The organism is Bacteroidota bacterium, assembly GCA_037133915.1.
Taxonomy (GTDB): domain Bacteria; phylum Bacteroidota; class Bacteroidia; order Bacteroidales; family CAIWKO01; genus JBAXND01.
The window spans coordinates 79,935-91,613 of the sequence record JBAXND010000013.1 but is presented as its reverse complement, the minus strand read 5'-3'; the positions used below and the strand labels follow the sequence as shown (position 1 = coordinate 91,613).

The 11,679-nt window shown below is 43.9% G+C and carries 13 protein-coding genes; 5 read left to right on the top strand and 8 right to left on the bottom strand.

Going from position 1 to position 11,679, the window contains the following annotated elements:
• Window positions 1–100: 100 nt before the first annotated feature.
• Entirely contained in the window at window positions 101–1,021 is a 921-nt protein-coding gene (locus WCM76_06390; GenBank protein ID MEI6765253.1) for a homoserine kinase, read from the top strand.
• A 15-nt stretch (window positions 1,022–1,036) separates the two neighbouring features.
• Here the strand turns inward: WCM76_06390 and WCM76_06385 are convergent, their stop codons facing one another.
• Both WCM76_06385 and fabG read right to left on the bottom strand, forming a co-directional pair.
• Window positions 1,037–2,437, bottom strand: coding sequence for an arginine decarboxylase (locus WCM76_06385; protein MEI6765252.1), 1,401 nt, complete (start codon window positions 2,435–2,437; stop codon window positions 1,037–1,039).
• A 288-nt stretch (window positions 2,438–2,725) separates the two neighbouring features.
• A complete protein-coding gene (gene fabG / locus WCM76_06380) occupies window positions 2,726–3,472 on the bottom strand; it encodes a 3-oxoacyl-[acyl-carrier-protein] reductase (protein ID MEI6765251.1) in 747 nt (248 codons plus the stop codon).
• A gap of 211 nt (window positions 3,473–3,683) precedes the next feature.
• On the opposite strand from fabG, the gene WCM76_06375 reads away from it, so the two are divergent.
• Together WCM76_06375 and WCM76_06370 are read left to right on the top strand one after the other, a co-directional pair.
• Complete coding sequence (locus WCM76_06375) at window positions 3,684–4,973, top strand: ankyrin repeat domain-containing protein (protein MEI6765250.1); 1,290 nt, start codon at window positions 3,684–3,686, stop codon at window positions 4,971–4,973.
• Window position 4,974: 1 nt separating this feature from the next.
• Window positions 4,975–5,397 carry a hypothetical protein gene (locus WCM76_06370; protein MEI6765249.1) on the top strand — a complete coding sequence of 141 codons (423 nt, stop codon included), beginning with the start codon at window positions 4,975–4,977 and terminating at the stop codon, window positions 5,395–5,397.
• Window positions 5,398–5,400: 3 nt separating this feature from the next.
• On the opposite strand, the gene WCM76_06365 is transcribed toward WCM76_06370, so the two are convergent.
• Together WCM76_06365 and WCM76_06360 are read right to left on the bottom strand one after the other, a co-directional pair.
• Window positions 5,401–6,057, bottom strand: a complete 657-nt coding sequence (locus WCM76_06365) for a YiiX/YebB-like N1pC/P60 family cysteine hydrolase (GenBank protein ID MEI6765248.1) — start codon at window positions 6,055–6,057, stop codon at window positions 5,401–5,403.
• A gap of 31 nt (window positions 6,058–6,088) precedes the next feature.
• On the bottom strand, window positions 6,089–6,505 hold the full coding sequence (locus WCM76_06360) for a hypothetical protein (GenBank protein MEI6765247.1): 417 nt from the start codon (window positions 6,503–6,505) through the stop codon (window positions 6,089–6,091).
• A 302-nt stretch (window positions 6,506–6,807) separates the two neighbouring features.
• On the opposite strand from WCM76_06360, the gene WCM76_06355 reads away from it, so the two are divergent.
• Window positions 6,808–7,470, top strand: a complete 663-nt coding sequence (locus WCM76_06355) for a CoA pyrophosphatase (protein MEI6765246.1) — start codon at window positions 6,808–6,810, stop codon at window positions 7,468–7,470.
• On the opposite strand, the gene WCM76_06350 is transcribed toward WCM76_06355, so the two are convergent.
• On the bottom strand, window positions 7,446–7,862 hold the full coding sequence (locus WCM76_06350) for an OsmC family protein (GenBank protein ID MEI6765245.1): 417 nt from the start codon (window positions 7,860–7,862) through the stop codon (window positions 7,446–7,448). The two genes, WCM76_06355 and WCM76_06350, sit on opposite strands and share 25 nt — an antisense overlap.
• A gap of 120 nt (window positions 7,863–7,982) precedes the next feature.
• Between WCM76_06350 and WCM76_06345 the strand changes: the two genes are divergently transcribed.
• On the top strand, window positions 7,983–8,630 hold the full coding sequence (locus tag WCM76_06345) for a peptide deformylase (protein MEI6765244.1): 648 nt from the start codon (window positions 7,983–7,985) through the stop codon (window positions 8,628–8,630).
• 9 nt (window positions 8,631–8,639) lie between these two features.
• On the opposite strand, the gene WCM76_06340 is transcribed toward WCM76_06345, so the two are convergent.
• The 3 genes from WCM76_06340 to WCM76_06330 are packed head-to-tail and all read right to left on the bottom strand — an operon-like array spanning window position 8,640 to window position 11,678.
• Window positions 8,640–9,692, bottom strand: a complete 1,053-nt coding sequence (locus WCM76_06340) for a DUF5074 domain-containing protein (protein ID MEI6765243.1) — start codon at window positions 9,690–9,692, stop codon at window positions 8,640–8,642.
• A gap of 1 nt (window position 9,693) precedes the next feature.
• Window positions 9,694–10,701 (bottom strand): T9SS type A sorting domain-containing protein, encoded by a 1,008-nt coding sequence (locus WCM76_06335; protein ID MEI6765242.1) that lies wholly within the window; start codon window positions 10,699–10,701, stop codon window positions 9,694–9,696.
• 5 nt (window positions 10,702–10,706) lie between these two features.
• The gene (locus tag WCM76_06330) at window positions 10,707–11,678 is read right to left on the bottom strand and encodes a DUF4465 domain-containing protein (protein ID MEI6765241.1); all 972 of its coding nucleotides are present in this window, start codon (window positions 11,676–11,678) and stop codon (window positions 10,707–10,709) included.
• Between the last annotated feature and the right edge of the window lies 1 nt (window position 11,679).

The window sequence follows — 11,679 nt, the reverse complement described above, 5'->3', positions numbered from 1 at the left end:
GACTTTATAAACTTTCGACATTACGACTTTTGACTTTACGGACTTTATAAACTTTCGACATTACGACTTTTGACTTTACGGACTTTATAAACTTTTAGAAATGAAAACCCTTCGACTCCGCGCTCCTGCAACTACTGCCAATGTTGGCCCCGGCTATGATATTTTTGCCATGGCTCTTGATGAACCCTATGATGAGGTTGAACTTTGCCTGAACGATACCGGAAACATAAATATCACGGTAACGGGAGATGCGCAGAATATTCCGCTGAAAGTCGAAGACAATACAGCAGGACTTGCACTGCTTGATATGCAAAACCGTTTCGGACTTAAGAACGGGTTTGATATCAACATCATTAAAATAATGCCTTCGGGTGGCGGACTCGGAACAACGGGTGCTTCGGCAGCGGCAGCCGTTTATGGTGCAAACAGGTTGCTTGGATTAAATCTGAGTGATAATGAACTCGTTGATATTGCCCGCATGGGTGAAGTTGCATCGGGCGGATCACCGCATGCCGACAATGTGGCTGCGGCTCTTTTAGGCGGTTTTGTGCTGGTGCGCAGCTATGCTCCCATGGATGTGCTCAGGCTGGACATGCCTGAGTTTCCCCTCGTACTTGCCGTGATGCGCAAGAGCCTGCGGACCACACGCGGTTTCATTACTTATGAAATTGGCCCTGAAAAATTAAAAGAACAGATGGCACATTGTGCCGGTGTTATCCATGCTATATGGGCTAAAGATCCTCAGGCATTCGGAAAAGCAATTTCTCTCGATCATATTGCTGAACCGGTTCGTGGTGCGTCCATACCCGGGTATCTGGACACAAAAAAGAAGATTCTTGATGCGGGAGCTTACGGATTCAATGTAAGTGGAGGTGGCTCCACGGTGTTTGCCGTTGTTTCTGCAGAAAAGCAAGACGAAATAGCTGACATCATGAACAATGCCTTTGCATCTAACCCTCACTTTGTGAAGGTTGTGAAGACGAAGACCAGCAATCGCGGAGTGGTAATTATTGACAATTAATAATTATTAATTGGTTTAAAGGTATCCCAGAATTTTCATCATCGATTTATAGCTTTGCTCTTTGGCAAAGAGTTTTGTTGTGATTTCACCGTCTTCGTCGTGGTCAATAAGAACGTGCTTGGGAGCAGGGGTGAGGCAGTGCTGTATGCCGCCAAAACCACCCAGCGATTCCTGATACGCTCCGGTGTGGAACAGCCCTATGTATAAGGGTTCTTCGTCGCTGTCTTCACTTTTAGGGAGGAACACGGCGTTGGCATGAGCTTCTGCATTATAGTAATCGTGGCTGTCGCAGGTCAGGCCGCCCAGATTCACGCGCTGGTACTCATGATCCCATTTATTGATGGCAAGCAATACAAATCGCTGGTTGATGGCCCATGTGTCGGGCAGTGTTGTCATGAATGAGCTGTCAATCATATTCCACAGCTCACGGTCGTTCTGCTGTTTCTGTCCGAGAATCCTGAAAAGAACTGCGGCGCTTTCGCCCACGGTATAGGAACCAAACTCGGTAAAGATGTTCGGTTCGGGTGTTTTATGCTGTTCGCAGATGTTTTTAATCTGGTAAACAATCTCTTCGGTCATGTATTCATAGTCATAATCGAAGCCTAATGAATTCTTAACGGGGAAGCCACCACCGATGTTCAGCGAATCAAGTTCTTTGCAGAGTTTCTTCAGTTCGCAATACACGGTAACACACTTGGAAAGTTCATTCCAATAATAAGCAGAATCCTTAATGCCGGTGTTGATAAAGAAATGCAGCATCTTCAGTTCGAACTTCGGATTGTTGCGTATCTGTGTTTTATAAAAGTCGATAATATCATTGTAACGGATGCCCAGACGTGAAGTATAGAAGTCGAATAGCGGTTCTTCCTCGGCCGAAATGCGGATTCCGAGTTTGCATTTGCGCTTCAGTTTCTTCTCATACTGCTTCAGTTCTTCCTTATTATCGAGTACGGGGATGGTGTTTACGAAGCCATTGTTCACCAGATCGCAGATATTCTGCACATATTTTTCGCGCTTATAGCCATTACATACAATAAAGATTTCCTTATCAATCTGTTTGGTCTCGTAAAGGTTCTTAATAATATGGATATCGAACTCACTTGAAGTCTCCAGATGGATGTCGTTTTTAAGCGCTTCTTCCAGCACAAAAGAGAAATGTGAACTTTTTGTACAATACGAATAATAATATTCGCCCTGGTAATCGGTCTTGGCAAACGCAACATTGAACAGGCGTTTCGCCTTCTGTATCTGACTTGATATCTTCGGAAGGTAGTTTATCTTCAGTGGTGTACCATACTGCTTGATGATATCTTTCAGACAGATGTTGTTCCAATAGAGTTCTTCTTCAATCACTTTGAAATCATCCTGAGGGAAGTCAAAGGTTTGTTCTATCAGGTCAATATACTTGTTCTTCATGCTGCGGTATATTAAGTTTGGAGAGCCTAAAGTTAAAGTTAAAGTAACTCACATGGATTGGTAAAAACCGTACAAAGTAAGTGAGTCGGATTTAAATTCCTTTGCAAAGGTAGGTAATGAATAATGGAAATCAAAAAATATTTAGTGGGCAATTTCAGCGACAATTCAATAAAAAAGCGAGCCCGGAGGAGACTCGCTGCATTATAATATGCTAAAAATCAGATGAATGAAGTTATTAATGGGTTCGTAAATAATATTATGACCCCGTATTTAAGTGTGCTGAGTGTACTATGTATTGAGTCCGCCGCATACATTCAACACCTGACCATTGACGTAAGCAGAAAGGTCGGATGCGAGAAACAATGCAGCATTTGCAACATCCTGAGGGGTACCTGACCGCTTCAGCGGAATGTCTTTGATCCATTCGTCTTTAGCGGCCTGCGGCAGCTTATGCGTCATTTCTGTTTCAATGAAACCGGGAGCGATGGCATTGCAGCGTATGTTCCGGGAGCCCAGTTCAAGTCCTATAGACTTGGTAAATCCGATAATTCCGGCTTTGGAGGCTGAGTAGTTTGATTGTCCGGCATTTCCGCCAACCCCGACAACGGAACTCATGTTAATAATGGTTCCGAAGCGGTTCTTTATCATTATTTTCTGTACGGCTTTGGTAAGGTTGAATACACTTTTAAGATTGATGTTCATAACCAGATCCCAATCATTTTCTGACATGCGGAGCAGCAGGTTGTCGCGGGTAATTCCGGCATTATTCACCAGAATATCAATACTGCCGAAATCAGCTATAATATCATTGATTAATTTTTCTGACTGCTCAAAGGAGCTGGCATCCGAAGCGTAGCCTCTGGCTTTAATTCCCAGGGCGTTCAATTCTTTTTCCAGTTCTTCCATGGATTCATCTCTGCGGATATCGCTAAACGCCACCTGCGCACCTTCCGCGGCAAAAGTGAGCGCAATCGCTTTCCCAATTCCACGGGATGCTCCGGTAATTAATGCAATCTTTCCATTTAAAATGTTCATCGTGCTCTTTTTTAGTTGTTGCAGACTGAAGCATCAGGCCTGCTTTTTGTTTTTCACTGCAAAGATAATCATTGTTCGGGAAATAGTTTAATCTGTTGGTTTGGCTTTCATTGTCGCCATTGGCAGCAGCAGACAGCGCATCGTTTCATCTCAGAGCCCTTGCCTCGGTTCATTCAAAGTTTAATTATCTTTGCAGATATAGTTTCGTTACATGAAGCATCTTTTGATAAAGATATTTGTAATCACCGTTGCTGTTCTGATGTCACTGAGCGGGTATTCTCAAAAACATCCGGCAGCCGACGGACATCTGCTTGAGGCTGCTTACTCAGGGAGGATGGATTCGGTTTTAATGGCACTTGCCGACAGTGCGGATGTGAATGCCGTGACAACAAGTGGTGTAACTTCTCTGATGTATGCTGCACAGGGTGGATTTAAAGAAATAGTGAATTTGTTACTTGAGCATGGTGCTGATCCCGATTTGAAACCGTATGACGGGCGCACCGCTCTTATTACCGCGGCTTCGGCAGGGCAGCTTGATATTGCCGAATCTCTTATCCGCGCAGGCGCCTATATTGATTTGTATGATAATGATGGCGCTACGGCATTGATGCATGCCGCTGCAGCAGGCGATTTTTATATGACCGACATGCTGATTTACTATAAAGCAAATGTGAACCTGAAGGCCGACGACAGTACAAATGCGCTTATGATTGCTGCATACGGCGGACATGATGTACTTGCCGGTCTGTTGCTGAAACACGGTTCTAAAACTGATGAATTTGACAACAAAGGATTCACGGCAGTGCTGTTAAGCACCGGCACGGGCAATACTGCTCTTACTGATACATTATATAAGTATCACTGCAACTTCAACCGGAAACTGAGATTTTCGTATGTCAGTCCGCTTGACATGGCGCGGATAAAATGCGACAGACGGGTGGCGCGCATGATTCGCAAATATGCAGGTAAAGGCAGCATTTTACCATTTTACGACCGTCTTGAGCTGAGGCTGATTCCGGCCGATTTCAATTTTACGGATTATATGATGGGCTGTGCTTTCAGTATTTTTGATTCTAAATTCAATACGTCATGGAGTCTGGGAATATCGACCCGTGTGGCACGGAAGAGCATTCTTGAACAGCACGACGGATATTATCTGCAGCTCAGAGAGCAGCGAAGGAAGCTTGTACTGGGGTTTGAAAAAATGTTCGTTCTTCCCGGCGGAAGTTTTGAATTGCGTTACGGTCCTTTTGTGAATGTAAGCGGGCTGATGAGCTGGGGCAATTATGAAGGACTCAGCCGTAAAACCGGAACCGGTTTTTTATGTGCGCCCGCTGCAGGCTTTGCTTATATAAACGGCAATTTTAATTTCAGGCTGGAATATTCGTACGAAAATTATCATATATATAAGGTATCACCGCACCGCGTTGAAGTTTCGGTTGGCATTTTCATGAACCTGCCCAATCATAATAAAATATTGCGTACTATCAGCTGGCTATAACATGAGAACACTTTCGGTTATTATTTTCGCATTATGTGTTGTTTGTTGCGGTTGCAAGTCATCCGTATCGGAGCAGGATTGCCAGTCGTATGATTATACGGATTGCGAAACCACCGAACCTGTTGCGGCTAATTTAAATATCCGGCTCACCATCAATGCGGAAAATCCGTGGGTGCCGGTTTCTATTTACCGCGGCAGGGTAGAAGACAGTGTATTGGTGAAGTACGACAGTATAAAGGAGGAGAAGTATTCTGTACTGATGGAAACCGGGTCCTATTATTCAGTTGTTGCGCGCTATATTTCAGGCGATAAAATAATATATGCCATTGGGGGCGACAAGGTAAGCAAGTCGTCGCAAACGACCTGTGATTCTATTTGCTGGACGGTTACGGAAGGCAATGTAAATGTGGAATTGAAATACTGAAAATTATCGCTTTTTGCGCGCCTGATGGTCAATAATGATTTCGAAATGGGTTGGGTCAAGAAAAGTGTCGAATCTGAGATGGTCTTTCCGTTCGTTGTTTTTTCCTGCCATAATATCCACATGATATTCATTTAAAATGACTTTCCACAGCAGCTCGGTACAATAGAATTCGGTGCTGTCGTTGATGTTAAAGGCATTGTCAAATGGAATACCTTTTTTCAGGTAATCCCGCGCCCTTTCGCAAATGCACGACTGGTCTTTGCCTGAATCGGTTTTATAACGCACAACTACTACTGAGTTGTACTGGCTTTCGCGGATAAATGAATTAATTTCCTGTGCCTGCACTCCATCAACGTTTGAAAGGGAGCTTGAAACGGAGTGAATCACGTAGAGACTGTCTTTGTCGCGGCACACGATGGCGCAATGAGAGAGGTCGTACTTTTCTTTGAGTTGGGTGACGATCATATCACTAACAAATCCATAGCCATGGCGCAGAATGATGTCTCCGCTGTGAAGCTTTGCTAATTCGTCTTTAGATAATGCGTATTGGAGCGACTCTTGTTTCCGCGTGGAGCGGTAATCGTAAATTTTAAGGAAGGCATATGCGGCGAGGACGAAAACAATCAGGGCAATGAAGACGATAATAATTACCTTTTTCATTGCCCTGAAATTTAAAATTCAAGCCTGAATATTAGTTGGCAGGCTGTGTAGCTGTAGAATCAGCAGGAGGAGTTGTCTGGTCGCCAGTTCCTTCTTTTTTCATATCAACTAACCATTTGCCATCTTTTTTAACGAGGTCAACTTTTTCGTCTTTACCATCGCTGGTGTAGGTGCAAGCTGATTTTTCGTCTTTGGTTTCGCATTTCAGATTCTCGATTTTGGCTTCTTTTTTAGCTTCGGCACCGCCAATGCTTGAGAAACTTTCCATCATGTCAATCATCTGACCTGTCTGCTCTGTTCCAAGTTTTTTGGCTTCAGCATATTCTTTCTTGTTCAGGTGATTGAGGAATTTTTCAGCTACAGCTTCCGGAGTTTCTTTTTTACCACCGCAAGCATTGATTGCTAAGATAGCAATTGCTAAAACTGCAAATTTTACAAATTGTTTCATAAAAAGGTTTTTTTGGTTATTAATTTCTGTTTACGTCGCAAAAGTATAAAAAAAAATATGACTTACGGTAGGTTGCCCTGATTATTTTTACCAATATTTCAACAATGTTATTGACAATGTGGCACATCAGCCACACTCCCTGATGGTTGCAAAACGGCATTGATGTATATCAATTGAGCGCTCTTGCTGTTTATAAGTGTGCTGTAAGTGTTGCCGGAATACTATTTATCAGTATTTCTAATCCGTTTCGTTTGACTAACTTTGTCATAGTATTTTGAAAATAATTGTGCGACTTTGCAGATATGGATGAACTTAAATTGCTTACGGCTTTTCTGGAGAATCGGTTGAAGTTAGAACTTCCCGGTAAGGCTTCGCACATGAAAATGGTGCCCGAAATACGTTTCCCTGAGTTTGATACTCCTCCGGTTACGCCGAGAAACAGCAGCGTGCTGATATTGTTGTATCCAAAAGGAAAGCATATCTGCATCGTTGTTATTCAACGGCCTGAGTATCCTGGTGTGCACAGTGGGCAGGTTTCGTTTCCCGGTGGAAAAGCTGATGAACGGGATAGCAGTATTGAAGCAACAGCATTGCGTGAGGCACAGGAAGAGGTGGATGTAAATCCCGACAGCGTTCATGTAATTGGTCGGTTGAGCCCGTTGTTTGTTTCTCCAAGCAATTTTATGATTTATCCGGTTGTTGGTGTAACCTCCTCAACACCTGTTTTTAAAGGTGATGAGAAAGAGGTTGCTGCAATTTATAATATCCGGCTGAATGACATTATCAGCGGGAAATGCATCCAGCGAAAATCAATAAAACTACATCGCGGCATTGAGTTGGTTACGCCTTTTTACGACATTCAGGGACTGACGATATGGGGTGCAACAGCCATGATTCTGAGTGAATTCTCGGATGTTGTGAAGGAGTTTAGTGGTCAACTTCAGGAGTTGAGTTCTATCTCATAGGTTATTTCTGCAGCTTTAGCCAGCATGGCACTGATGCCACAATATTTTTCCTGAGATAATTGAACTGCCTTATTAATTTTATCCAAAGGTAAATCCTTGCCGGTGAATTGGTAGATGATATTTATTCTGTCAAAAATGCGCGGATGTTCTTCCGTTAATTCGCCATTGACGTTTATTGAAAAACTGTCGAATTCAACCTGCATTTTTTTCAAAATGGCCACCACATCCATACCCGTACATCCGGCAAGAGCTGACAACAGCAGCGGTTTTGGTCTGGCGCCCATACCTGTACCTCCAACACTTTCGTCGGCATCCATCATTATTTTATAAGGTCCCGATGAGGCTTCAAATGCCATATCGTTTTTCCAGCTGCAATCAATTTCTATATTCATAATTGTAGGTTGAATTACAAAGATAACGCAAAAAATCCCGACCGGACTGAGCCTGCCCGTTTTTGTATAATTTCCGAGCCTGAATAGTTTTTATCGTAATTTTGTTAAAACGTTTTTTTTATGAGAAAGATTGTTCCCGTATTTTGTCTGTTGTTTTTAGTGTTGCTTACACTGAGTTGCAAGAAAGATCCAACCATTGAATACGTTGGCACGCCGCCTCCCGATACGCTGGCTCTTACTTCAGACGAGAAAGCTTTGATATTGGCGGGTGATGATACAACCCTGATGCGGGTGCTCACCATTAATATCCTTGACGATTCGTTGAAACTGCGCACAAAAAGTCATGATGTACGACCCGATACGAATGATGCTGCGCTGATGCAATTAATACACCGAATGCTGGTGACCGTTAAAGACCCGGCCAACCCCGGTGTCGGTATTGCCGCGCCTCAGGTAGGAATAAACCGCAATATTATATGGGTGCAGCGCCTCGACAAAGCAGGCAAGCCATTTGAAGTGTATCTGAATCCTCGCATTGTACTTTATTCCAACAAACAGATAATTTTCAACGGCGACGGATGCCTGTCAATTCCGGGAGTTCATGGGAACAGTCACCGCAGTTCGGCCGTTGTAGTTGAATACGATTTGCCCGATGGCAGCCATCATCAGGAACTGATTGAAGGGTATAGCTCTACAAATTTTACGTCCGTTATTTTTCAGCACGAAATAGACCATCTGAACGGGATATTGTTTATAGACCGCCTCTAATACCTGCCGTTATTTGAAGCAGATATCGCCCGGAATAATGCCCGCTGATAAGGTATTTAATAAAACACCGCCGTTGCTGTACGTATAAACTTTTCCTTTTTGTACGTAGTCGATGGCATCGGCAATAAACAGCGTGCCGGCCGGTGATACAGCCAGTCCGTGAAAATTGCGACCACTCAGCGGGATGAAAGGTGCGGCAGGCAATGCTGAGGATGATACACCCATTTTATTCACGCCCTTATTCAGATAGTAAATCGTATCTGCAGCGGCATTCATCCGCAGTTTGTCCCAGATATTTAAGGTTGCGGATATCGGAAACGACTGCTCAACCTGCAAATTCTGAAGATTGATTCTGTATATTCCGGCAGTAGCGGAAGTGGTTAAATCGCCGGCACACATCACCCACAGTTTGCCGTTTTTATCTGTCTGCAGTGAGTTTGAGCCTATACCAACATGAATGCTGTCGATGATTGCATCTGTATTTGTGTTTACGATATACAGATATTCGGTGCGGGTATTGGTCACAAATACATTGCTTCCCGACATAAGCATTTCTTCGGTGCTTCCCTTGCATGGAATGTGGCCGCTTACTGCATTTGTTGCAAGGTTGACAATAGTAATGCTGTTACTGTAGAGATCTGAAACATATGCTTTGGTTGATGAAACCGGTAGCATATAGCGGGGCGAATCCAGGTTTTGTATCTGACCCGTTGAAGTGAAATCTTTCAGGTTAACAATCTCAATTTTGTTTGAATTATTGACTACAATATATGCCTTGCTGTCGATGATACACATGGACTGCACCACGTCGCCGAGTATGCGCCCGTTTGCTTTGTTGAAGAGGTCTTCGGTGAGAGTACCGTCGTCAGTATTATAAAAAGAAACAGAACCGTTTGCTGCCTGGTAGTTTCCTTCATTCATAATAAATGCACCATGCAGAGAAGTCATATCGGGCACATCATTAACCGGCGGTGTGTCATCCTTTTTCTTACAGGCTGAAAGAATGCCGGAAACAATAATTATCAAGGAAAACAGAACAAAGATATTTTTGAAAATTTTCATACTAATGCCGAATGATAAATGTTGAATGATAATATGAAGTGCCGTTCTGAGCCGATAATAAATAACATCCATCAGAAAGACCGGTAATATCCATTTTGTAAGTGTCTGATGATACTGATTCTGCAGTCAATACTTGTGAAATTAATCTGCGCCCTGCCAAATCCGAAATATGAACCATCGTATTTCTTTCACTTTCGTGAGATGGAACAGCGAAACGAATGTCATCTGACGCAGGATTCGGAAAAACGTTGATTTGGATATTTTTGAATTCTTCTACCGATTGGGGCTGTTTATGAATTACGCCCACTGCATCGAGGTCAAATCCGCCCTGTGCAAAAGGTGTGGGCCAGGGGTCATTTATTTTATTTCCGGCCGAATCGCGCGTTGCCAGGCTGTCAGTCATGCTTCCTACAACATCAATAATTTTTATGTGTGTGACCGCTGAAATATCAAGCCCCGCAATGGAATCCAGCTCCTGAAGGTCGAAGGGCGTTCCGTAATTCAAACTGTATTTTCCGGCCAGATTATTAATTTTTGTGGCATCAATCGTACCGAACGTGCCTATTTGTGTGGCGGTATCCGTAAGCGATGTGGGAGGGAAGCGAAAGAAGTTTATGCCGTCTGAACTGACTTCTACAAAAGCCAGTTCAAGAAAAAGTCCGTCAAATGAATTTTCAAAAACAGCAAAATCCCAACCGGGCCCATTGGCAATGGGTTCATCAAATGTAAGTATTGCAATGCCGCCATCGCCTAGACTTACAACGCCTCCGGGGCCTGCAGGACCTGTGGCCATTGAACTGTCGCCTACCGTGACGAATCCCAGTGAGGTGTCTGCAATATTCTGGAAGCCGCGCTGAACGGTACATGCACTTGCCCATGCTACAAACGCAGAGCTGTCTTTATACATGGCAGTAGTGCCTGTTTGTCCCGCTGCAGGCGGATACTGAGCGTAAAGCCCGACAGTTAAGGATACCAGAATGATGAGTATTATGATTCTCTTTGTCATCATCAAGATTATTGTTTCATTATTTTTTTGGTGATGCAATAGTTACTGTACGATATCTCCAGTAAATATAGGCCTTTCGCAAAAGAAGTGCTGTTTATTTCCATTTCGTCAAGGGGAGCCGCATTTTCGAAAACGCAGCTGCCAATTGCACTTATGATACGCAAACGCTTCATTCCCGGGGCTTTTACTGTTATAACGTCTGTGCTCGGATTCGGAAATATTGAAATATTTTCATTTGGGTAATCCGGCACCGATGCGTATGAATCGGCAGTGATGAAGTTATCGAGGCAGAAATAGGCAGGTGTATTCATACCGAAAGAGCCGGTATCGGAGCTGGTCAAGCCAAACGACAGGCTGTCGACATTGCCCAGCGGGCTAAGGTCCAGGTATTGCCAGTCGGTAACAATATAGTCGAGCGCGTTATTGGCGAAACGGTAATCGGCTAAAAAGAATTCAACGGTGTCTTGCAGTGCTGTTCCGCCAAGCCATCCGCTTACCGAAAGCTTGAACCAGTCGGGGTCGTTGCCGCTGTTGCCTCCGAATTTTTTCGAGAATCCGTCGCCGTCGCGCATACTCAGAGCAGGGTAGGTGTCGTTGGTAATCCACGCACCGGTCACCATTTTGCCGGCGGCATTGCCCGTAAGAATAATTTTTGCATCAGGCTGGCAAACAATGTAATTGTCAGACCCAAACACACCGCCTGCCGGACGGGCGCTGTACATATTCCCAAATCCGCCGGTCACACTGTCTTTTTTATTCGAATAGGCCCAGCCGCCATCCCAGAAAAAATAGGTAGTATCAAAAACCGTTGGGAAATAAGCATTTCCGTCTGCGAATCCTCCGCTAAGGTCACTTCCGTCCCAAAAGGTGTCAACAGGCAATACCAAATCTTCGAAGTCGGAAGTGGTTTGGCAACGACAGCTGTATTGAATTACCAGTATAAAAATTGTTGTCAGGAGTAATTTTGTGTACTTGTTCATA